Source organism: Anabaena lutea FACHB-196, assembly GCF_014698305.1.
Lineage (GTDB): Bacteria > Cyanobacteriota > Cyanobacteriia > Cyanobacteriales > Nostocaceae > Anabaena > Anabaena lutea.
Map to the genome: position 1 here is coordinate 142655 of NZ_JACJST010000006.1, position 24834 is coordinate 167488.

The window sequence follows — 24834 nt, forward strand, 5'->3', positions numbered from 1 at the left end:
AGTTTTCCTTCTTGCTCCCTTTCCTCTTCCCAATACCCACTTAAGCAGTAACGAGTTTTTCCCCTTTCAACATTCTTGAAGCAGCTTCTAGAAGTGCTTCTTCTAGATATGGTTTAGTGAAGTAGCCGCTGGCACCGAGTTGAACTGCCATTTGTCGGTGTTTGTCTGCACCCCGTGAGGTGAGCATGGCAATGGGCAGGTGGTTAAGAGTACTATCTTTTTGAATGCGGGATAATAATTCCAGTCCATCACAGCGGGGCATTTCGATGTCGCAGAAGACGATATCGCATGGCAGCCCGGAACGGAGTTTATCCCAAGCTTCCTGACCATCACGCGCCTGTTCAACGCGATAACCTGCCTTAGTAAAGGTAAGAGAAAGCAACTCCCGGACGGTAATGGAGTCATCGATAATCAGCACTGTTGGCTCAATCTTAGCTTCTGGAGTTTCAGGAAGAGAAGGAGTAGTTTTTCGTTGCCAAGAACCGCCACCAATTTGTTTGGACATTTTGCCTTGGAAGATGTCAATGATTTCCAAAACGTCGGCAATGGGCATAATGCGACCATCACCGAGAACTGTAGCACCAGCTACACCGCTAGGTTTGGGAGCAGGCCCTTCAAATTGCTTAATAACTATTTCTTGTTCACTTAGTACTTGGTCAATCTGTAGAGCAACCATTGTATTTCCTGAACGGACTACGACTACAGAAACCATGTCATCTTCTCTGGTGGCGCTATAGACGTTACCGCGACTAATCTGGCGATTAAAGGCTAAAATTTCCTTCAAAGGTCGGAATGGTAGGGCTGTATCCCGCCAAAAAATAAATGGTTGTCCATCAGCATCTTGCTGAATATCGGTGACGGGAATATCTAGTGTGTCTTCTACTCCGTCCATTGGGAAGGCGATTCTTGATTTATCGGAGACACAGCAGAGAGCTTTACAAATACTCAGGGTGAGTGGTAGACGAATGGTGAAGGTGGTTCCTTTACCGAGGGTGGAGTCAGTGGTAACTGTGCCGCGAATTTCGTTAATGTTGTTCTCGACTACGTTCATGCCTACACCCCGACCTTTGATATCATCAATTTCATCGGCAGTGCTAAAATCAGGCACGAACAAAAGTTCATAAACTTCTTGGCGAGACATCCTTTGAGCCTCTTCTAGTGTAATTACACCTCTTTCAATGGCCTTGTGTTTGACAATTTCGTGGTTGATACCAGCGCCATCATCAGCTACAGAAATTACAGTTTGGTTGCCCTGGTGGAAAGCACAGATGGTAATGATGCCCACGGGTGATTTACCAGCAGCTTTCCGTACTTCTGGAGTTTCAATACCGTGAGCGATCGCATTATTGAGCATATGAGTGAGCGGGTCAGTCAGATGATCTAAAATCATCTTGTCAATTAATGTGTCTGCACCTTCTGCCACCAATTCTACTTGTTTACCGCACTTGATGCCGTTATCGCGTACACCTCGGCGCAAGCGATCTACAGCTTGAGCAAAAGGTACCATTCGCGCTCTGGTTAGTCCTTCTTGTAGCTGGGTGGTGACTTGGCGGAATTGCCTGGCTACGCGCTCGGTTTCTTCGGTGACAAAGTCAATATCACTGGCTGACTCACGGACTCGGACAATGAACTCGATTGTTTCTTGGGATAATGTATGGAAAAGGGTAAAGTGATCCATTTCTAGCTCACTAAAACCCCGATCTTGAGAATTTCCTGATGAGTGGCTGTGTCCTTTGGAGCGACTGCGGCTGGTGAGGAGAGAGGCTTCTAATAGCGATCGCTCGTACAATTCCTGCATCCTTGCTCCTACATCCGAGAGATGTTGTACTTGAATCAGCAAGTTATCTAGTGACTGCCGCAGACGTTCATGATCCTGTTCTAATGTGTTGCGATTGACTACCAACTCCCCAACTAAGTTACTCATCTCATCCAGTTGCTTAACTGGAATCTTCATGCTTTCTTCTCTAGTCACACGACGAGTATTGGGACGTTGTGTTTTGGTGCTGTTGGATTTGGCCCCTCTTCCTTGGGCGTTGATTGTTTGATCTGCTTCGTCCAGCAGTCTTGCCAATTGATCAAAGTCATCATCAACTTGTTCTAAGCCTAAACCAGCATTATTAGATTTTGCTAAGACTCTTGGAGTCAATGCTGGCTGCACTTTAGGCATTTCTGTTACTTCAAAATTGTCTGTACCCAGCAATGCCGCTAAAGCGTCAAAATCTGTGTCAGGCATGGAGACAGAATTGGTAACGCATTCTAATGGATCATCTAGTAATGCGTCTAAAAAGGCAAATTCATCTGGGGAGGAGAACTCATTTTCATCGCTTTGGACTGCTGTAGTTTCTCCTTCTGGTTCTTCAGCATTTTCTACCCCAAACATCAGGTGAGTTTCATCTGTCTCACTCACTATTTGCTGTTCTGCTGATGCATCTGCTGTGATTTCGTCTTCTTCCCAACTCAACTCAGAGAAATCAAAATCTGAGGCTGTGTCGATACTTGCTGCTGACTGACTTTCTAAGTAGTCAATGCTGTGAATATTAGTAATTAACTCTTCTTGATTTGTTGCCTCTGGTAAATCAGCGATTAAGTTGAATATTTCTGTTTCCGGCACATTTATTTCTGTAAATGCCTCAGCATCTACCGAAATTTCGCTCACCTCTGTCTGGTCAATCAGACTGATATCTGCTGAGTGAGTTACTGCTATATCTTCTAAGGAAACTGAGGAATCCTGACTGCTGTCGTCCTCAAAATTCCCAAACATATCTAGTTCCAGATCAACTGATGTTTCCAGAGACTGGTTAGTAAATTGTGGTATGGAATCTACCGCTTCTGGCTCTTGCGAGAAACTCTGAATTTCAGGTAAGGACAATTCACCATCATCAATGCTGAGGGAAGAAGCAAAATCAGCAAAGAAGTCATCCTCTCCATCTGATGTGAAGATGATATTCCCTACTTGTTCTTCTTCCGAAAAGTCAAAATCTCCCAGATAAGTGTCGTCGAGGAAGGAATGCTGACTATCACCTAAAGCTTCTCCAGATGCAGATGCAAATATACTTTCTTCTAATTCCCTAGCCACATCTTGCTCAACTACAGGAATTAACTGTAGTGGTTCTGCCGTATAGTTCCAGAAGTTGTTTGCATCGTCTTCCGCAGTGAAAACTTCTGTTGTTGATGATGTAGCAAATATATCATCAACGGCGAAATTATCTGTTGGCTGGATTGTATTATTGTTTTCTAGTTCATCAAACAGAGTATCCAAAGACAAGCTTTCTGGTTGAGATTGGATTACTTCTGAGTCTATAGTGTCACTAGGGATAAGTTCTTCAAGAGGATCTATATTCGTAGTTGCTGATAAAAAGTTATCAAAACTATTGTTAGATACGGTAGATATTTCTGTGCTAGGAATAATTTCTAGTTCTGTTGCAGTGACTTCTTTTATATCTAAAAATTCATTGTCGTCGAATATTTGTCCCAATGTGTCTGCTTCTGACTGATTAATGTTGACATCTCTGGGAGCGATTTCTACAGATAACTGTGGCAATTCGTTAAAAGTTACTGTTGATTCTTCATTGGCAACATCATCTGATAAAAAGTCTAGTGGACTAACAATATTATTAGTTTCTGGGGTTTGAGGATTTGTGATTTGATTATTCGGTTCTAAAAATTCTTGTTCAAAAAACTCTTTGCCAAATATTGTATGTAGGTCTTCTGTAATGGGGGCAACATTTTGACGAAGATCATTATTTTTAGGATCATCTAATGACAGCAATTCTTTTAGATCGTCGTCATCTTCATCTTCTAAATCACCGTTATTAATTCCTAATTCATGAATATTGGTATTGAGTATTTCTTCTTGTTGCCAGCTTTTATCTAGGTCGGAAGTAATGTCAAATATACCAGCAAGAGTATTGATCTCGGCGATTCCTACTTCCAGTCCCCCCATGTCAAGAGTATTACTATTGAGTGTTTCGTCTTCATAAGTAAAGAAGGGGTGAGAAATTGTTATATCTGATAGATCAACCTGGATATCGCTGGTTTCTGCTGGTAGGGTTAGTTCTTCTGTTGGTGCAAATATAATTGTGCTGCTTTCTTCTAGCGGCAAAGATTCTGTATGTATTTCTAGAGTACTAGTAGATGCTGTTACTGCTTGTGGTTCTTCATCAACGGAATCGACGAAATTTAGTGTTAAGAAATCCAATTCTGGAATTAGTTCCAGTGCTTCTAGTTGGGGACTAGTGGTGATTTGGGCTTCTTTTCCTTGGAGAACTAATTCTTGGGCTTGTTTGATTTCGGTAATGACGATTTTGGCTAAAGTCAGATAGCTATTGTCTGGATTAGCGATCGCATTGGCTGCTGATTGAGATAAACTGCACCAATTGGGTAAATTTAATTTTTCACCCAGTTTTACTAACCGATGACAGCATTCCTGGAGCTTTTCTCGTGATGATGGTGTGGTACTTTGTTTAAACAGTTGCAACATTTCCCGCAGGGATTGCAGCACCTGGGTTTGAAATTCTGACCAATTATCATTTCTATTCTCTGCTACCAGAGGTTTCTGTGTTTGTGGTGTGGATACAGGAGCCTGATCTTGAAATTTGGTAGATGCAGAACCGATTGGTACAGGACGCATCTGGATGATGGTTGGGTATTCAGCAACTGGGGCTGCACTACTCCCTGGTTGTACAAGTAGTTCTAAATGCTGAATCAGCCATTCAAAGACTGGTTCAGTTTCTGACATCAAAGTATTCGCCGTTTCGTCTGAAAGACCAAAGGGACTACTAAGATGGTCTAATAAAGATCTCAATGTATCCGCAACACCAAGAAACAGTGACTCTAACTTTTGGTCAACTTGAACTGGATGTTCTTTGAGAACTTTGAAACAATCTTCCAAGCGGTGAGACGTGTGCTGGATACTACTCAAACCCAGCATGGCCGCCCCTCCTTTGATGGAGTGAGCAGCCCGGAAGACTTCTTTGATCATTTCTGGGTCGTTGAGAGTATCTTGGAGCTTCAGTAACCCCTGTTCAATGGTATTCAGGTGTTCTCTGGCTTCTTCGATAAAGTAACCCAAAATCTTCTGTTGTTGTTCCGGCTGCATCTGCATAAGAATAAAGGATGAGTGATATAAACCGTAAATCCCCGTACTCTACATGAGAAACCTAGGGTTAGGATTAAGTCTGAAGCATAAATTATACTTCATAACTTTATACTTCATCCTTTACCTAGATTCAATAGTTTCCACTCGGAAGCGTTCCACAGAGGCAATTAAGTCGCGGGATACACCCACTAAGTGCTGTAGTGCGCCAGAAACTCGCTGTGCTTCTTGAGAGGTTTCTTGGGCTGTTAATTCCACTGATTGCATCACCTGAGCTACAGCACGGGAGGTTTCCGTCTGTTCTACAGTGTCGCTGGTAATTGAACGTACCAAAGTGTCAATATGTTTTGCGACATCAATGATGTTTTCAAGCGATCGCTTGGCTTCTTCTGCCAATTTTGTCCCTTGAATTACCTGTTGTGTACCTTCTTCCATTGCTGTCATGACAGAACTAGTTTCGCTCTGAATTTGCATGACTATTTGTTCGATTTCTTTTAAAGATTTGGCAGATTTGTCTGCTAACTGGCGGACTTCATCTGCAACAATCGCAAATCCACGACCAGCTTCTCCTGCTCTGGCTGCCTCAATACTAGCATTGAGTGCCAACAAGTTGGTGCGAGAAGCAATTTGGGAAACCAAGGCAACAATGGAGTTAATTTCTTGGGAAGATTCGGCTAATCGCTTCACTTTACGGGTAGTTTCTGCGACTGTTTCCCGAATTTCCAAAATCCCAGCCACTGTATTTTCTACTGCTTCCCCTCCTTTGAGAGCGATCACACTGGCATCACGGGCTACAGTTTCTGCCTCTTTAGCGGCATCTGCTACCCGTTTAATAGATTCGGTCATGACTTGCACAGAATTGAGGGTGACAGCCAACTCTTCTGCTTGACGCAAAGCATCACCTGATAAAGCTCTAGCAAAGGTTTCTGAGTTGGTTGAACCTTTAGTCACTTCCCGTGCAGCCACTTTCACCTGTTGGACAATATCCCGCAGGTTTTGAATTGTCAGGTTAAAGGCATCAGCTACTGCTCCAAGGACATCGGCTGTCACCTCGGCTTGAACTGTGAGATCTCCCCTAGCCGCACCTTCCACATCGTCTAAGAGGCGAATTACTTGGCGTTGCAGGTTTTCTTTGGCTTCTTCTTGTTCAACTGCTTTCCGTTGAGCTTCATTGGTGGTCGTAAAAATTACCCGCGCCATATCGTTGAAGCTGGTAGCTAAGTACCCTAATTCATCTTCTGAGTAAACTGTAGCTTGAACATTCAGATTTCCTTCCCGCACAGCATCAAACTGAGCTTGCAGATCTTTGGTAGTCCGCCGAATTTGCTTCAGTGTCAGATTGCCCATAAAGCCTGCTGTGACTCCACCTGCCAATCCAGCAGCTAAAGCCATTGCCCAGCCTGTATTTCTGACAGATTCTCGTTGTGAGGTTGGAGAAAATGAAGTAGCTCCAAAGCTAATTAAAGCTGCAACCACTGCTGAGGTTAAGCCCACAGCACCGGCAATATACCATTGCTTTTTCTCTAAAGAGGCATTCTCAAAGAATCCAAACAAGCCTTGGTCAACACTGACGTTAGGTTCTAGCTTAGGAACGTCTGACTGGGTAAATACGGCAACTGCGTCTTGAGAACCTGTAATCGTAAACTCTTCATCCCGATCAGCAACGCTATTGCTGGAGAAACTCTCAGTAAAACTACTGGTTATATTATCTCTCTTTTCCCGTGATTCAGATCCTGAGCCAATATCACTGAATTCACCTTCTCCTGACAGATCAAAGCTGGGAATACTACCGATATCGTCAAAGTCGCCAAAGTCGCCAAAGTCATCTAAAAACCGAATATCGTTATTGTGATTGTTTTGAGAATTTGCTCCACTCAAAATACTGTTGTTATCTTCGTCATCTGAGAAGCTTTCTGAGCCAAAGGCCTTCTGAAATGCTTCTAAATCTAAACTTTCGTTATCAAAGTTATTTGGTTCCTGATAGCTTTTGACGTTAACTGGCTGGTCATGCACAGTCGAATTGCTGTTCAAAGATGAAGACACTTGATGATTTAAGTTAGGCGCTGGTGTCGGGTTTGTTTCCTCTGGGATCTGATTTAACCAATTATCTGGGCTGCTAAAAGATATATCTTCATTACTGTTGCTTAAATTATTGGTGGTCAAACCATTGTTGATTTCTGGTTCGTCCACCACGATCTTTATATCTTCCTGACTCTGATTGGAGAAGCCCAAATTCCCCATATTCATCTCTTTCAATTCTGGTGAATCTTCTTCCCTCAATAATTCAGGTGTCGGTTGCCAGGTATTGTTGAGTGGTAAATTAATTTCTCCAAAAGGTGAATTACTATCCTCTTGACTAATTGCTAAATTTTCATGAGATGAATTCACATCAAAGTCGGCGAAAGGACTATTTCCGAATGATGTTTCCACATCCACTCCGGAATTATTTTCTTGCCAGAAAGGAGGCAACTCTAAAGCTCCTGATGCTTCACCACTGTTCTCTGCTGGTTCTAGAACTTGTTGATCTAGCGCAAAGGGGTCATCGCCAAAAGCTACTGAGTTATTTGGTGTGGGATGGAATTCTGTATGTTCTACAGCGAGATTAAAAGGATTACTCACAGATAGATCTTCAAGATCATCAACCGATGATTGATAATCATCAAAGGAGTTCAGATCAAAGCTGGTATTACCCAACTCTCCATCAATTCCCAAGTCTAGCAATTCTAACTCATCAGTGATGAGACCAGAGGATACTTCTACAGAATTTTTTAGCTCACTAGGCTCTTGTGTCAGTTCATCAGAGTCTAATGCTCGGAGGTATTCATTGATATTTTCCAGCCCGTTAGTGGCAAAACCAATGATTTCTTGATCATCTGTAAAATCCAACACCTTTTGATATTCTGCTTTTGCTATGTCGTACTGCTGCAAAACGTAGTATGTATGCCCCCTCAACAAATGAGAGTTGGGGTCATCTGGAAAATTTTTCACCACCTGATCTACTAAAGTAGCGGCAACTTCATAGTTCCCTTGGACATAGGCTGTCATTGCCTGTTGATATGTTGAATTATCATCATTAATATTTATTGCCATTTCCTCCCTCCCGACTTCATCCTGCCCACCGCGCACTTCGCAAAATTGCTGTTTGATCAATTAGTCGCAGATACTTATTTTTTTTAGTATCTAACCATTCGCCACGCAAAAAAGGAGCCATAGTATCTGGTACGTTATTTGGTGGCATCAGATACTGTACATCAAGCCAGTCCATACCACAGATTTCTTCTACTCCTAAACCTACTATGATATCTTGATCTTCAATAGCAATTACTTGTATCTCAGACCTATCCGTGTTTAATGCCGTTGCTTCCCCCAGAAATTGACCCAAATCTGCCACCCAAATTAATCGCCCTCGTAAATTGAGAGTCCCTAAAAGTAATGGAGAAACATTAGGAATTGGGGTGATGCGATCTGGACTTAGTTCAATCACCTCCCGAATCCCAGTTGCTTGTAATGCAAACTCCTGATCAGAAGAAATGTAAAACCGCAAGTGTAACTCACCTTCGGGACTTTCTAGTTGTAATTCCGGGCGAAATTGGTCTTGACCACTGCCAGTTAAAAAGTCTGGTTTGCTGACCATGTTGTTGTCATCCTTATCCCCGCAGTAGTTGCTTGACTGTTCCTACCAATTCGGTTGGTTGAAACGGTTTGGCGATGTAAGCATCAGCCCCTTGTTTCATGCCCCAGTAACGATCAAATTCTTCACCTTTGGAAGAACACATCACTACAGGGACATTTTGGGTTTTCGGATCGGATTTTAATCGCCGACAAAGTTCGTAACCGTTCATCCGGGGCATGACAATATCCAAGACTACTAAATCTGGAGGTGTGCTTTGAATTGCTTCCAAAGCTTCTAATCCGTCACAAGCATGGGTGACTGTTAAGCCACTGGCTTTGAGGAGGTCTGTAATCATCTCCCTTTGGGCGATACTGTCTTCCACAATCAAAACTGTACTCATAAATGCCTATCTACCTCCTGATTTAAACTTTCCTTTCTGGAATATTTCTTGATTCCCTAACAAAATATTAATTGTATAAATTAATTCTACTATTGTACTAATTTACTGAAACTGGATGTTTCCCCTGGGTTCGCTGATTCTGTGATAACATTTTTTACCCTATCTTTGAGCAAATTCACAAGTCTTGTATTCCGTTTATATTCCCACAACAGAATCTATGTTGATATATTTTTCTACCAGCATAAGTAATTCGGTGTCTACAAATGGCTTTGTTAAATAATCTGTAGCTCCAATCATCCTAGCTCTGACGCGATCAATAAATCCTTCTTTTCCCGTCAGCATGATAATTGGTACCAGCCGAAATGCTCTGGAATGTCGTAGCATGGCACAAATCTCATATCCGTCTAATTCCGGCATGGCAATGTCGCATAAAATTAAATCTGGTTTGAGTTGAAACACTAGGCTGAGGGCTTCTAAGGGTTTGGTGATAGATATCGTTTCATACCCTTGTGGTTTTAAGATTGACTCTACAGTTTCGCAGATTGCGATCGCATCTTCAATACAAACTATCCGCCTTTTGCGTTTGTCTACTTGCTCCCAGCTGCCAATCTTGATATTAGGGTTTGATGTAACTGAATATACTAGTTGCAACCAACCTTGTTGTACGTAAGGATAGATGGCTTTGGCAACGGTTAAAATATCACGGTTGAGATAGCGAGCCAATTGACGTAGGGATGTTTTCCCATCTGCCCAATGTTGTAATTTATTCACTGTTGATGCTGGTAGTGAGTCGCTCAATCTAGCTATGTCAGCTAGGACTGGTAACTGTTCTGGTGATTGAATATGTGGATATAGCTGCTTCCACTCTTGCACCTGCTTCGTAATTTTGGTGACTAAAGTACCAATTTCCAAGCTGGTTAATTGTGGAACAAGTGCTGTACCTAAATCGAAAATGAAACTACCTTGGTGTAAACTCAGTAGATCAAACAGTGTCTCATGGACTAAGCCATGAATAATATTCCGCGCTACTTGTGGGGTGATAATATTATGCTCCAAGAGCGCCCAGAGGTAAGCATATTCTGGGGAATTGGTTGATTCTAGGGTAGCAAGTTGCATTTTATTAAGTCGCTTCTCGATTCGGTAATAACGTAAGTAATCATCAATTCGAGATAAACTACTTTCCCCAGCTTGACAATAAACTATTTGACCGTTTAAGAAAAATACAAACCAAGACTGCGGTTTGCTCTCCCAGGCAGGATGTTGATTGGAGACCTCTTCATCACTCAGTTTGTGACTTTGGTAAGAACTGTGAGCTTCTACCCACAACTGTCCGGTTCGTTGTCCTAACTCGATCAGTTGTAAGATACTGCAAATATCAATCTCGTTTAAATTTCCTTGCATTTAGCTAAAAAGCACTCCTTGGCATTCTAGTTAAGAATACTTGATTAATTGTGAACCAGCGTTTATCTATCAGCTATCAGCATTCTGCAATCATCTGATATCTGACATTTGTTGAGGGGGCGACTCAACACGCTGGAATGGCTCTACAGCCATAAGGCATAATATCCTTTCACTTTCACGTTGATACAAATGGACAGACGCACAGACGCGGAGGTTCATTTGTAGCTTTAATTAAGTGAATAGACATAAGCTCACTGTTTAACGCTGACAATTGTGAACTTCAGCTTTTTCCTGTTTCCACTGGGCGAATGAGGTAGTATACTGGCAAGACTATTATCTATACAAGCATTTGAGCAAGCAGAGATAAAGTTTTTGTGAGCGATATTTGACAAAGTTGGTGATCATACGGTAGTCACAATCACTATCATGAGTACAGGATATAAAAGATGCGACTTAACCGCGTCTACCAAATATCAAGATATACCAAGATGTGAGATATCTCTTCCATAAGTAGTTTTGTCTATACTTGTGCTGCTAAACTGAGGTTAAACAAAACAAGTTAACAGAATAATCTAAGGTATATCCCAAAACACGGACGTAAAGTGCATCAAAAGGATTAACGGTGTGCTGTATTTAGCAGAAGTACAAAAGCAGAAAGGCGGTTTACTCGGTGGTGGTTCCAAAACGGAACTAAAACTACTGGCTTGTCAACGAAGCGACCAGAATTGGAGTACTGTATCGGAAGAAACTATTGCTTATGAGGATGGAAATAAATTAAATGATGGCGCACTGGTACTAGTGGAATTGAGTCCTAATCGTCAGGTACAGCGGATTCAAGAAGCTGGCCGTCCACTAGTAAACATTTTGCAGAATTTTTCCCGTCAAATGGAAAAATTTAAGCTCAAAGAAGACGAAATTGACCAGTGGAAGCAGTCACTCATGTTTCAAGTCCAAGAGCTAAATCGCCGGGAAATGGAGATGGAGTCGCGCTTGGAACAAGTTCAACAACTGGAAAATGATGTTCAACGCTTAGAACAACAAAAACAGGAGGTTGATACCAACCGTGAGCAACTTGAACGGTTGCAGGCGGAAATTGAACGGAATCGGCAGGAACTGGAAGGCGCTTGGGACCATCTTCGGGGAGAGCAACGTCGTCTGGATGAAAGCAAAGTAGATACCCCACAGGGAACATTTTTGGATGAAGGGCAAAGTCAGGTAATTACTGATTTACTTGAGCGCTTGTCTAATGGTGTTGGTTCTACTGGAACACTACAAGAAAATCTCAATTGTGCCTTTGAACTCATAGAACAGCAACAAGCAGTTCTGAACCCACACTGGCAACAACTGGAATTGCAACGCACTTTAGCTCAACAACAACAAGGGAAAGTTGAACAATTGTTACGCACCTTGCGCGATCATCAAACCGAACTTCAACAAGTAGAAAATTCTTTGGAGCAAGAAGTAAGTCAGTTACAACTGTCTACTGCAACAGTTCACAACAAACAAGAATTTGCTGCCATACTCAAAGAACATTTGAAAAATCAAGAAGATTTATACCAACAAACCCATGCCTTGGTAGCAACTGTTGGTAATGTAGTTTTCGGCCAGCAAGTTGATGTGGAAACTTTGCAGAAAATGCCCCTAGAAGAACTGCAAAAAATTGTCCAGGACTTGCAGGATAAATTGGAAATCGATTCTAGTTTCGTTCAAGATCAAGAACAAGAACTAAATTACAAACAAGAAGCTATAGAAGAACTGCAAACAAAGATCCAGCAGGCATCTGGGGAAGATTTAAAAAATTTAGAACTAGAATTAGGAGATGAAACAGTCCTCTACCAAATGCTGAATGAGAGTTTGGTAGGACAACGCCGCAATTTACTAGAGCGGCAGCAAACTCTCTCACAACACCAAACTATACTGCTGCAACGACAAGGACAGACTATTGTCAATTCTCCTGGGGATAACACAATTAATTTAGGGTCAATTCTTTTGCAAATTGATACCCAACGACAACAACAGTCCCAAGAGGTGCAAAAGCTGGAAAATGAGATTTCGCAGCTGCTTGTAGATATGGAAATGACAAAAAGAGCAATTGGTAATCAAACCGATGATCTAGAGGAAAAGCGCCAAGAACTCAAAACGATAGAAGAACAATTACTCAACTTGCAAACAGCAACTGCTGAATGCTGGGGTAAGGTAAATCTCTATCAAGAAGCGCTACAACCAATTCAAGATATCTTGGATGGGTTACGGGATCAGCTGCAAGCAATTTCTGATTCTTTGACTCACGTTCAAGAAAGTGGTGATTCTCATCTTCAGGCTATTACCGAAATGCGTCAGGCTATCCAGAGCTTAATTAATCTACCGGAAGTAGTCCCATCTTAGTGGCTCGTATTCAGTCGGGGTTTCCATCCCTGTCTGAATGCTGTTCCTGTGTCCCCTTGTCTTTCATCTTTGCTGCTGGATACAAATATAGTCACCTTGTACGATCGCTATCACACCTCCAGGAAAAGGATCAGTTTGGGAACGGTTGGGGGCTGTAATTAAAGCCGTTATTTTCTCTATATGTTCAAAGTTGGGAGCATCAGGGAGTATTTCTTGCAGTACCTGACGCATGACACGGCGTTGTATTGCTAAGGGTGCAGTTTTTAATATTCGCCGATTTAGCCTGATATTTAATCGCTCCTCTTCTCCATTATTCAAAGACTTCACGCCCAAATCCTCTCCGTAAGCAGAGAGGGGAGCCGGAGAAGGGGTGAGAATTGCTTTTTGTCGGATTTCGTGGGCTGCTTGTTCTAAATATTCCACTTCTGCTTGTAGCAGTTCGGCTGTTTGAGCTAAATTTAATTCTACTTTAGGGTTGAAATTTGTTTGTAAATATGGTAATAGTTCTTGGCGAATCCGATTTCGCGCATATTTAAAATCTTGATTTGTAGAATCTTCCCAAATTGGTAAATTAAAGTCTTGGCAAAATTGCTCTGTTTGGGAACGAGTAATTTCTAACAATGGACGCACTAACCTAATGTTATCAGTGAGTGGACGTTGCCAAGTCAGGGCTTGTAAACCGTCAGCACCAGTACCACGAATTAAGTTGTAAAGAAGAGTTTCCGCGCGATCGCTTGCAGTGTGTCCGGTAATAACATATTGATAATTATGAAGTTGGGCAATTTTAGTTAAAGCTTGATAGCGCCAATTTCTGGCTGTAGCTTCAGTATTTATCGGTTCATTAGCCGTTTCTAAATAAAAAGGTGTTTCCCAATATTTAGCTAGATTTTCGACATGGTGAGCATTCGCTTGGGAGTCTTCACGCCAACAATGATCACAGTGAGCAATTCCTAAATTCCATTGCCATTTCGGTTGTAAATCCAATAATAATTTAATTAAACATAGAGAATCTTGTCCACCAGATACAGCCACTAATAGCCGTTGGTTATGCTCAAATAGACGACGTGCGCGGATGGTGCGGTGTATTTGGGCGTGTATAGGAGTCCATGTCATAAAGCAGGGAATAGGGAATAAGAAATAGTAGGGTGGGTAAAGCCCTTGCGGGCATGGCTAAGTGCAAAGCACACGCTGTGCGAACGCTAGAGCGACAGCGTAACCCACCATTTGAACTGGCTGCTATAAAGGGATTTTTAACCGCTTTATTCGTCATTTAATTCATCAAACAAAGCATCTAAATCACGATCACCACTAACAAGTCTTAAAATTTCAATTCCTCCCACAATTGGACGATAAGACTTGCTGCAACCAAACACGAGTTTGATTTTTCTGCAAGACTAAGGATAAAAATTATCCTTTAGCAAAAATTAAATTTTTATAAATTGTCATTCCAACATTATTCATTTAAGTAACATTTAAAACTTCTTTATAACGCTTTCTAATATATTTTTCAATCAAGGGATTTAGACTATAAAAAATTCTAATATCTTGTATGGATTCTTGCTCGATAAGCCTTATTTGCCATAACTTATCTACAGCTTGAATAATGTCTGATTGGAAATGAGAAGTAAAATATTCGTAAATTTGAAGGAGTAATTTCGGTTCTTTTTCCGTAGCCAAATATTGCATAATATCTATTTCTAACTTCGACAAGTAAGAAAATTGTTTATCTAGTAAACCAAGCAAGACATCATCGATAAAAACTGTTCCCTCAAGGAATTGAGCAATTTGATTATTGTGATGACGTTGGATGATTCCGGAAGCTATATTTAAAGCTAATGGATGTCCTTTATACTGTGTAATCAGTGCTTCAATTCCTGGATTAGAAAGTCCCCACTTTGTTAATAGTATTTCAGCATCTTCATTTTTTAAACCGGATAATGAAAATTCACGAATTGCATTTTTGTTTAGCATTAAATCCATTGTTTTAGGTCTTCTTAGACTTGTAAAAACTAAGCAGCTTTTATCTTGTTCTATTTCAATTTTTTTTAAAAATTTATGATAATTGTTTTGCTGATTTTCCGATATTTCACTACCTTTCATCACTCCTTCCCATTGATCAAATATCAACAAACAATGATATTTATTTAAGTACTTAACCAGATTAGAAATTCTCCGATTTATATTTGTTTCTGAATGAGTGTTTGAGAAGTACTCTTCCATATCAGTTAAAATATCTTCTAAAGAAGGGGAATCTTCAAGATTTTTGAAAAGGACATATTCAAAATGTTCTTGCATTCTTTGCTCTAACTGTCTTACTAATGCGGTTTTACCGATTCCGGTCATCCCAAAAATCCCTACCAAACGACAGCGGTCTCGGATTATCCATGTTTCTAAATTACACAATTCTTGCTCACGTCCATAAAAATCGCTAATATCTGGTGCTACATTCAAATTTATATGTGATAGCAGGTTAGTTGTTGACTCATTGATTTCTTCACCATTTTGTTCTAAAAATCTTATGAGAACTAACCTGCAACTAATTTTTCTAACTTCTGTTCCTGTAATTTTTTCAAGTTTTTTAAATAATCCAGGACCTTTGATATGCATGATGCCGATAGGAGAATAATTCGGAATCTTCATCTCTTTATATGATTTACCTTCTAAAGAATATTCTAGAATTGCTTCTTCAAGAGCATCCAAATTCCAATCCTTAGCATCGAAATTTGAATCCTTTTGTTTTTCTTCCTGTATCTTTACCCGTAAACAATCCTTAAACTTTGTGATTATCTCTCTCGCCTTCATAGTCTGTGTATCTTTTGATAGCATTTTCTGAATTGTATCTTAATTTTATTAACTTTATTAAGTTTATTAGGCTTAACTACTGATTAACAATTGGTATTTACAATCATATGTACCTCAGCCATACTTGCTGTTGTAAGGACAACAAAGAGGTTTATATGGCTCATCAAAATTCATTCACAATCAATATTGATCGTCAAAAAAATTCACACACTGCTCTGGATAGTAATCAGCAATATCATAATTTCTTACTAGCAGTGCAAAAACTAACAGTACATAGTATTTCCTTCATAGGGGATGAAGATGAAGATGACGATGACGATGACGATGACGATGACGATGGCGATCCAACTGTTCCACCGAGTTAGACATCGTTTTTCTATCACTCTGGAAAGAGACTATGGATAATGTATGTGGTAGGGTGCATCAGATCGATAAAATTTGTTCATAAAAACCAATTTATCAAGTTTGATATACCCTCCTAAACATACCCATTAGATACTGGAGATTGCAGGTAAATGAAGTACAAATTAGCTTGACAAAGCCATGTACAAAGAGGGTTTGATTGTTGTATAGATTTAGCAATGCTGTAGAGGTTTAGCATTCCTAAAACCCTACAGAATGCTGCTATAAATCACATGGTTGAAGATTTCAGAGTTCTTATGGCATAAAGCTTCCAAGCTTCTAGCTCTGGTAATTTCCCAGGTATTTTTGTAACTTGCTGATCATGGGAGTAATATTGCAGAAATTTCCTCCATGATGCTAGAGAGCTTTGCTGATCTCCCTCCGCTTCCTGAACTTGTGCTAATAGACAATAAGCCGGAGCGTAATCACTTTCTAATTCTAGACATATGAGTAAATGTTGCTTTGCTTGCTCGTAAGCATCTTGCTGAAAATATGCCCAACCAAGATTTTTATGCAATGCAATTTTGACTGTGTTGTCTTTCACCCTTGACAAAATTGGTTCAATAATTTCCACAGCATCAGCACTATTTCCTTGGAGAATTTCCAACCGAGCTAAGTTATTCACAGCAGCATCAGCAGCGCGATTATTATATCTAATTGCAATCTGATAGTGATGAAAAGCACCGCTCAAATTGTCTAATCTTTCATAAGCTGCTCCTAAATTATAGTGAGCATGACCATAGTTGGGGTTAAATGCAACAGCTAATTCTAGATAAGCTACAGCATTGGGAAAATCATAATTGAGGTAGTTTTTATGTCCTATTTCATTTAGAGATTTAGCAATTTGTTTCCTTTCTTGTTCATTGAATTTAATGCGACTTAGTACCTTCTTTAAATCCTCTAGGATATGCTTGCTAACAGATAACAAGCGCAAGATAGATTCACTAATATTTACGTCTTCTTCATCTACCGATTCTCCTCCTGTTTCTTCTTTTCTAAATTTAGGTTCACGATCTGTTACTAACTCAGGTTTGTGTTGAGCAAACAGCGCAACTAGTTCTGAGCGTTTGTAGCGACGACTATCAGAAGGTTCATTATTCAGTCCAAATTCGTAACATATTCTTTCTACATATTTTCTGACAGATGCTTCTCCAATGTTCATAGCTTCAGCTATGTCAGCATCCGTCTCACCAGCTAGTATTTTTTGCAACACTTCTTTACGTCGATCTGTCAGCTTGTTGAAAATATGTTCAAATTCTGGTTGATTCATCCTTAGTTTTAATTGCATCAGTATTTATTGAGTTCACGGATGTGACTATTTTACAGCAAGTCAACACCAATTATTCTCTATCACTATTAGCAGTTAGACAAATGTGATACTTGTATAAGTTTTATTAAAAGATAAATACGTGTTTTGGGGTTGACACCTGTAAGCAAATATGTCACACATATTACTATAAATGTGTCACAATTTTTTACCCAAGCTGCTGTGACATAAATACTGTGAAGTAATGGTTCTAAAACCAAAGCTAGTTAGTCCAAAGAGAAGTGTTACTAGTATCGCAGAAACTAGAATCAAAAATACAAAAAGGACAACTATTGCAAATAAATACCGATGAAATCCAGTGTTACTAAAAAAGTGAGAAATAAAGGATATGAACTTTAAGCAAACCACTTCGCTTTTAATTTTATTCAAATCTACGTTACGAATTACGAATTACCTTCTGTTTTTTTGCTCTGACTAATAAACCATGCTTGGGTGCAAATATCATTGCTATGACAAATAATAGGGTTTGTAAGACCACAATACAACCTCCAGTTGCACCATCAATGTAATAGCTAATGTAAGTCCCCATGACACTCGAAAATACTCCAGAAGCCATAGCAATTAGCATCATGTGGTCAAAGCTGTCAGTTAATAAATAAGCAGTTGCACCGGGTGTTACTAGCATGGACACAACCAGAATAATCCCTACAGTTTGTAGTCCGGCGACAGCAGTTAAAGACAGTAATGATAACAAAATATAGTAAAGCGCTCCTGTATTTAAGCCAATGGAACGGGCATGGGTAGGGTCAAAACAAAATAATAAAAGGTCTTTGCGTAGAATAGCAATCGTCACCAAAGTAATGACGCTAATAATTACAGTTTGAATAATATCTGATTGAGAAATACCCAGAACATTACCAAACAGGATATGTGTCAAATCTATGCTGCTTGGTGTTTTAGAAACTAGCACTAACCCCAAGGCAAAAAAACCCGTAAATACCAATCCAATTACCGTATCTTCCTTAATTCTTGTCTTTGCTTTGATAAAACCAATGGCAATAACTGAACCCACGCCAAACACAAACGCACCAACAGCAAAGGGTATTTTCAATATATAAGCAATCACCACTCCAGGCATAACCGCGTGGGAAACTGCATCCCCCATCAATGCCCAACTTTTTAGGGTCATATAACATGATAGTACTGAACAAACTACCCCAACTAAGGCACTAACAAGAATTGCCTTGACCATAAATTCGTTTTGCAAAGGTACAGTAAACCACTGTAGTAATTCCATTACATTTGCTCCTGATTTTCACGAGTTAAACGACTTTTACTCAGCGTCAAGTCACCCAGGGAACCACCAAAGGTGCGAGACAAATTTTCTTCTGTAAAAACTTCAGCAGTATTGCCATAAGCCAAGATAGTACGATTGATCAAGATGACTTGGTTACAGAATGTGGTGATTGATGCCAAGTCATGGGTAGAAACCAAAATTGTATGACCTTGTTCTCGTAATTCCAGTAATAGGTCAATCATGGCTTTTTCGGTTTTGATATCTACCCCTGTGAATGGTTCATCTAGCAAAAGGATGGTTCCCTGTTGTGCTAAAGCACGGGCAAAAAAGGCACGTTTCTTCTGTCCACCGGAGAGTTCTCCAATTTGGCGATCGCGCATTTCCCACATTTGCACTCTCTCCAAACTTTCTCTCACCACCCGTTTATCCAAAGCTGTGGGAATTCTCAATATATTCATATACCCATAACGCCCCATCATCACCACATCATGAACACTCACCGGGAAATTCCAGTCCACCTCTTCTGACTGCGGTACATAGGCAACTAAGTTGTTTTTTTGTACCATTTTGATAGGTAAGCCATTAATTAACACTCTTCCTGTTGTCGGCTTGACAAACCCCATAATGGCTTTGAACAGCGTTGATTTCCCGCTACCATTCATCCCCACCAACCCACAAATTGAACTGGCTTTGAGTTGCACAGAAGCACCATGCAAAGCCACCTTGCCGTGGTAGGCGACTGTCACATTTTCAACATCAATACTGATTGAGTTCATAGTCACTTGTTATTTGTTATTGTGCAGAGACGGGAAATTTATATTCTCTACTAAAAACCTTAACTCACTTCCCTATTTCTAATTCTCCTGTAAACCTTTAATTAGCGTGTTGACGTTATATTCAAGTAACTTGAGATAAGTCGATGCTGGCCCATCTGATAAAGAAAGGGAATCTACATAGAAGACTCCACCAAACTTTGAGCCTGTAGCATTAGCAACTTCTCTTTGGGCTTTATCATTTACCGTACTTTCACAGAAGATGGTAGGTATTTTATTTGCCTTGACAGTGTTAATCACCTTTTCCACCTGTTTGGGAGTGGCTTGTTGTTCTGAATTTACCGCCCAAAGATAAACTTCTTTCAAACCGTAGTCGCGGGCAATGTAAGGAAAAGCACCCTCACAACTGACTATGTAGCGTTGATCGGGAGGGATAACTGACAGATCTTTTCGCAAATTTTTATCAATTGCCTGAATCTTCTGGCTGTATGCTTGAGCATTAGTATTGTAAGTGTCTGCGTTGGCTGGGTCTAAATCTACCAGTGCTTTGCGAATATTTTCTACATAAATCACAGCATTTTGTGGTGACATCCAAGCATGAGGATTTGGTTTGCCTTTGTAAGCATTCTCCGCAATTTCCACAGGTTGAATTCCATCACTCAGGGTAATGTGGGGAACCTTGGGAATACTGTTGTAAAATTTCTCTGCCCACCTTTCTAAACCTAGACCGTTATCCAAGATGAGGTCAACGTTTTTCGCCCTAACTAAATCGCTAGGTGTCGGTTCATAACCGTGAATTTCCGCTCCCGGTTTAACAATTGATTCCACAATCGCCTTGTCACCCGCTACGTTTTGTACCATGTCTGCAATAACGGTGAAAGTCGTGAGAATGACCTTTTTGTCTTTTTTCGCAGGATTCACAGCATTGGTAGCCGTTGGTGTAGCAGTTACCAACTGGTCATCAGCAGGGGTAGGACTGCATCCACTCAGCCAAAAACCTAATAGTAACCCAGATGCAGCAACCGATAGCCCTGTTTGGAAACTGTTAAAAGTTATTTTCATTTATTTATTTTCATAATTTTCTCATTTTTCAATAAATTTATTATAGGATGGGTAGCAACAGATGTCTTTTTGTTAGCTCAATCCCAATGAAGCACCCAACGGGAGTCCATATAGCAATTCCGGCGTTGCTGAATTGAAGTATGAAATTGAAAAATCAACGATTTCAAACTCTTACTCTCTGCGCGACGAACACTTTGCACAAGTCGGGAAACCCTTCCTGGGCAAGTGTCCTCCTCTGCGTGTTCGCACAGCGTGCCGTAGGCAAAACAAAATCATACTCTTAATCAGCAACGCCGCAATTCCCACTTGAGGTACAGCCAGGGAAACTACCACAGATAGACGCAAATGAATTTGTCCCTCAGCAGACTAGGAAAGGCTATGTCTGCGGTATTTGTCCTGAAAATCTTATTTTATGCAGCTTCATTTTCGCCACCCAGTTCTAGACTACCAAATAGAATTGAAACTGGCATTTTGAAAGTTTCAATGCGCTCAAAATTAGTTATAAGTATTTAATAATTGCTATTGATTATATTATAGATAATATGATTGACTGTAATTTAGGAAAGAAAAAAATCAATTAAAAGCAAAAAATGAGATAAATAAAATTTATAGAGAAGTAGTCGGCGTAAATAATTATCGTTATAATAAGGCGGAAATCAGCTAGGCTGGAAGTATAATATTAGATGTTTTTACGTTGTTTGTACAAATCAAAATTGATAAATATACCCGTCGAGGTGTAGTATTGAATGAAGCTAAAATGCAAATATTTATAGCAATCCTGGGGGGAGTTTTAAACAGTTTATAGGTTAGTTCAGATGCAGTAATTAACTGATAACTCTCATAGAGAAATCACCAAATTGTGCCGACTTACTGACCATATCCACTAGAAAATAGTTGTTCACCATTTTTGACGAGTCACTATAGTTAGGAATTAGCTTGATAATTCAATGCATAAAATTATACTAGACTAACATAGAAATGCGTAGCTTACCGTAAATATTACCCTTTTACCCAAATTTTCCCCAAGAGATAAGGAAGCGCTCAGAAGCGATACCTATTGCTAGTGAAGCGATCGCACTTTAGTTAAATTAAACGAGGTATCCTTTACCGCTCAACTTGCTCCACAGGTAGTCAGGTAAATTAGAATTTATAATTGCTCAGAACCCCCAGTCATCAAAGACAAAAGGTATCGCACTGTGACAGTTGCTGTATGTTTTTCAAACTTTAGTCGCCAATTATGCGTTAGATAAGTTAAAGATTGAAATATCTGACAATTCACACTCGACCATTTCCGCCCCAGTTTCCTGGGAAGGACTAAACCTGAAGTTGAGCAGATTTTTCCCCTAGCGGGCAGTTGTGAGGATTAAATCACCACCTAAGCGTGACGTTTCATCTTGACATTTCGCCAAAATTATCTCAACTTGACTGTTTAGCTTCACAGCTATTCTTTTTTTAAAATTTCCATGTCAACTCTCGTCATCGTCGAATCTCCGACCAAAGCTCGTACCATTCGCAACTACCTGCCCAAAGACTATCGGGTAGAAGCTTCAATGGGTCATGTGCGTGACCTCCCGCAGTCGGCTAGTGAAATTCCCGCCGCCGTCAAAGGTGAAAAATGGGCGCAGCTTGGGGTGAATATAGACGCGGACTTTGAACCAGTCTATGTCGTCCCCAAGGATAAAAAGAAAGTTGTCACCCAGCTTAAAGAAGCCCTCAAAGGTGTTGATGAATTAATTCTGGCAACTGACGAAGACCGGGAAGGTGAAAGCATCAGTTGGCATTTATACCAGTTGCTGAAGCCAAAAGTGCCGACTAAGCGAATGGTGTTCCACGAAATTACCCAAGATGCCATCAAAAAGGCTTTGAAAAATTGCCGTACCATTGATGAGCAGTTGGTTCGCGCCCAAGAAACCCGGCGAATTTTAGATCGATTGGTAGGATATACCCTATCTCCCCTGCTATGGAAAAAAATCGCCTGGGGTTTATCCGCAGGAAGAGTACAGTCTGTAGCCGTGTGTCTATTGGTAACAAAGGAACGCCAACGCCGTGCTTTCCATGAGGGGACATATTGGGATTTAAAAGCCAGCTTGCTACAGGAAAAAACCCCCTTTAGCTCCCAATTGGTGACCCTAGGAGGTACAAAAGTTGCCACAGGTAGCGATTTTGATCCCACAACGGGAAACATCACCGCAGGGCGCAATGTAGTATTGCTGAGTGAGGAACAAGCAGAAGCTCTAAAAGAACGACTGACGGGTAAAACTTGGAATGTCAACGACATTGAAGAACGCCCAGTTACCCGCAAACCAGCGCCACCGTTTACCACTTCGACGCTGCAACAAGAATCTAACCGCAAATTGCGCCTTTCGGCACGAGACACCATGCGGGTTGCCCAAAATTTGTACGAGCAAGGGTATATTACCTATATGCGTACAGATTCGGTGCATTTGTCAGATCAAGCGATCGCAGCTGCCCGGAGTTGTGTAGAAGAAAAGTATGGCAAACAGTACCTCAGCCCCCAACCTCGGCAATACACCACCAAATCCAAAGGCGCACAAGAGGCACACGAAGCCATTCGTCCCGCAGGTAGCAGTTTCCGCACCCCCCAAGAAACCGGGTTAGGCGGCAGAGAATTTGCGGTATATGACTTAATTTGGAAGCGCACCGTTGCTTGTCAAATGGCTGACTCTCGCCAAACCCAAATTACTGTTCAGTTACAAGTTGAAGATGCTGGTTTTCGTTCCTCTGGGAAGCGCATTGATTTTCCTGGATACCTCCGCGCCTATGTCGAAGGTTCCGATGATCCCGAAGCCGCATTAGAAGACCAAGAAGTAATTTTACCACCCTTAAAAGTTGGGGATCATCCAACTTGTACTGAACTGGAAGCGGTGGGACATGAAACCCAACCTCCAGCTAGGTACACCGAAGCCAGTCTAGTCAAAACCTTAGAAAGTGAAGGTATTGGTCGTCCTAGTACCTACGCCAGCATCATTGGCACTATCATCGACAAAGGTTATGCCCAGTTGGTGAGTAATGCTTTGATTCCTACCTTTACCGCTTTTGCAGTCACTGACTTACTAGAGAAACATTTCCCCGATATTGTTGATCCCAGCTTTACCTCCAAAATGGAGCAAACCCTAGATGACATCTCCACAGGAGAAGCTAAATGGCTACCCTACTTGCAGAAATTTTATCTGGGTGAGAAAGGGTTAGAAACTCTGGTGAGGGAACAAGAAAGTCAAATTGATGCCACTATTGCTAGAACCGTAATATTAGAAAATTTAGATGCTAAAGTCCGCATTGGTAAATATGGGCCTTACATCGAAGTAGAAAATGGTGATGGTGTCGTCACCGCATCTATTCCTAAAGACCTCACACCCGCAGACCTCGACCCCAAACAGGTAGAAGTCCTACTGCGGCAAAAAACTACCGGGCCTGACCAAGTGGGAAGGCATCCCGAAACAGGTGAACCAATTTATGTGAAAATTGGCACTTATGGACCTTATGTACAGTTAGGGGACAAAACCGACGAAAACCCCAAACCAAAACAAGCTTCCTTACCCAAAGGTGTGACACATGAAAATGTCACCCTCGATATGGCTGTGGGTCTTTTGGCGCTACCCCGAACCTTGGGAGTCCACCCGGTCACTGGTGGGAAAATTCAAGCTAGTTTGGGACGCTTTGGCCCTTACGTTGTTCATGATCAGGGGAAAGAGGGAAAAGATTACCGCTCCCTCAAAGCTGCTGACAATGTATTGACAATTTCCCTAGAACGTGCAATTGAGTTATTGTCTGAACCGAAAAAGGGACGCGCTTCTAGCAGTAGCAAATCCAAAGCAGCTTTAAGAGAACTTGGTACACATCCAGAGGACGATACACCCATAAATATCTACGATGGACCCTATGGCCCTTACATTAAGCATGGCAAAACTAATGTGAGTATTCCTGAAGGTCAAACAGTAGAAACGGTGACGCTGTCAACAGCCCTGGATTTGCTGCAAGCTAAAGCATCTACCAAATCTACCCGCAAGACCAGTAAATCAACGAATTCTAAGACTAAGTCAACTACCAAGTCATCAACAACGGGTGCTAAAAAGAAAGACACCTCAAGTTAGGAAATCTTGACTGGGGACGCGGGGACTGGGGGAAGCTCTAACGAAGAGGACGCACAGAGTCGCCTGTGTCCGACGTTCGACGCAAATGGTTTCAAGTGGTTTCATATCATGTCCGCATAATCACTTGCGATATATAGCCGTGTGTCTTCTTCAACCCACCTTCCGCTTTTCCCGATTTTGGTAATTTCTCTATTGTTTTCTTGTTAACAGTCTCCACCAATGAAT

14 protein-coding genes are annotated in these 24834 nt (G+C 41.0%); 3 read left to right on the forward strand and 11 right to left on the reverse strand.

Annotated features, from left to right (window positions below):
- Positions 1 to 40: 40 nt before the first annotated feature.
- The 5 genes from H6G59_RS08870 to H6G59_RS08890 all read right to left on the reverse strand — a co-directional run bounded on the left by H6G59_RS08870 (position 41) and on the right by H6G59_RS08890 (position 10509).
- On the reverse strand, positions 41 to 5098 hold the full coding sequence (locus H6G59_RS08870) for a hybrid sensor histidine kinase/response regulator (protein WP_190713677.1): 5058 nt from the start codon (positions 5096 to 5098) through the stop codon (positions 41 to 43).
- A 120-nt stretch (positions 5099 to 5218) separates the two neighbouring features.
- Entirely contained in the window at positions 5219 to 8185 is a 2967-nt protein-coding gene (locus tag H6G59_RS08875; RefSeq protein WP_190713505.1) for a methyl-accepting chemotaxis protein, read from the reverse strand.
- A 16-nt stretch (positions 8186 to 8201) separates the two neighbouring features.
- Positions 8202 to 8729, reverse strand: coding sequence for a chemotaxis protein CheW (locus H6G59_RS08880; RefSeq protein WP_127054782.1), 528 nt, complete (start codon positions 8727 to 8729; stop codon positions 8202 to 8204).
- A gap of 13 nt (positions 8730 to 8742) precedes the next feature.
- Positions 8743 to 9108 carry a response regulator transcription factor gene (locus tag H6G59_RS08885; protein ID WP_071187941.1) on the reverse strand — a complete coding sequence of 122 codons (366 nt, stop codon included), beginning with the start codon at positions 9106 to 9108 and terminating at the stop codon, positions 8743 to 8745.
- A 195-nt stretch (positions 9109 to 9303) separates the two neighbouring features.
- Positions 9304 to 10509 carry a response regulator gene (locus H6G59_RS08890; RefSeq protein ID WP_190713507.1) on the reverse strand — a complete coding sequence of 402 codons (1206 nt, stop codon included), beginning with the start codon at positions 10507 to 10509 and terminating at the stop codon, positions 9304 to 9306.
- Between the two features lie 624 nt (positions 10510 to 11133).
- On the opposite strand from H6G59_RS08890, the gene hmpF reads away from it, so the two are divergent.
- A complete protein-coding gene (gene hmpF, locus H6G59_RS08895; RefSeq protein WP_190713509.1) occupies positions 11134 to 12894 on the forward strand; it encodes a pilus motility taxis protein HmpF in 1761 nt (586 codons plus the stop codon).
- A gap of 63 nt (positions 12895 to 12957) precedes the next feature.
- Here hmpF and tilS read toward each other — a convergent pair whose 3' ends face one another.
- Positions 12958 to 14007 carry a tRNA lysidine(34) synthetase TilS gene (gene tilS, locus H6G59_RS08900; RefSeq protein ID WP_190713511.1) on the reverse strand — a complete coding sequence of 350 codons (1050 nt, stop codon included), beginning with the start codon at positions 14005 to 14007 and terminating at the stop codon, positions 12958 to 12960.
- Between the two features lie 348 nt (positions 14008 to 14355).
- On the reverse strand, positions 14356 to 15720 hold the full coding sequence (locus H6G59_RS08905; protein WP_190713513.1) for an NB-ARC domain-containing protein: 1365 nt from the start codon (positions 15718 to 15720) through the stop codon (positions 14356 to 14358).
- Positions 15721 to 15851: 131 nt separating this feature from the next.
- Here H6G59_RS08905 and H6G59_RS08910 point away from each other — a divergent pair, with 131 nt between their 5' ends.
- Positions 15852 to 16061: a hypothetical protein gene (locus H6G59_RS08910; protein ID WP_190713515.1), complete on the forward strand. Its 210-nt coding sequence runs from the start codon at positions 15852 to 15854 to the stop codon at positions 16059 to 16061.
- A gap of 266 nt (positions 16062 to 16327) precedes the next feature.
- Here the strand turns inward: H6G59_RS08910 and H6G59_RS08915 are convergent, their stop codons facing one another.
- The 4 genes from H6G59_RS08915 to H6G59_RS08930 form a co-directional block, all read right to left on the reverse strand.
- Positions 16328 to 17386, reverse strand: a complete 1059-nt coding sequence (locus H6G59_RS08915) for a LuxR C-terminal-related transcriptional regulator (RefSeq protein WP_242038830.1) — start codon at positions 17384 to 17386, stop codon at positions 16328 to 16330.
- Between the two features lie 415 nt (positions 17387 to 17801).
- Complete coding sequence (locus H6G59_RS08920) at positions 17802 to 18662, reverse strand: metal ABC transporter permease (RefSeq protein WP_190713517.1); 861 nt, start codon at positions 18660 to 18662, stop codon at positions 17802 to 17804.
- A complete protein-coding gene (locus H6G59_RS08925; RefSeq protein WP_190713519.1) occupies positions 18662 to 19438 on the reverse strand; it encodes a metal ABC transporter ATP-binding protein in 777 nt (258 codons plus the stop codon). Before H6G59_RS08925 ends, H6G59_RS08920 begins: the two co-directional genes overlap by 1 nt.
- Before the next feature lie 78 nt (positions 19439 to 19516).
- Positions 19517 to 20497 carry a metal ABC transporter substrate-binding protein gene (locus H6G59_RS08930; RefSeq protein ID WP_190713521.1) on the reverse strand — a complete coding sequence of 327 codons (981 nt, stop codon included), beginning with the start codon at positions 20495 to 20497 and terminating at the stop codon, positions 19517 to 19519.
- 1463 nt (positions 20498 to 21960) lie between these two features.
- On the opposite strand from H6G59_RS08930, the gene topA reads away from it, so the two are divergent.
- Positions 21961 to 24609, forward strand: a complete 2649-nt coding sequence (topA, locus tag H6G59_RS08935) for a type I DNA topoisomerase (protein WP_190713523.1) — start codon at positions 21961 to 21963, stop codon at positions 24607 to 24609.
- The last annotated feature ends 225 nt before the right edge of the window (positions 24610 to 24834 follow it).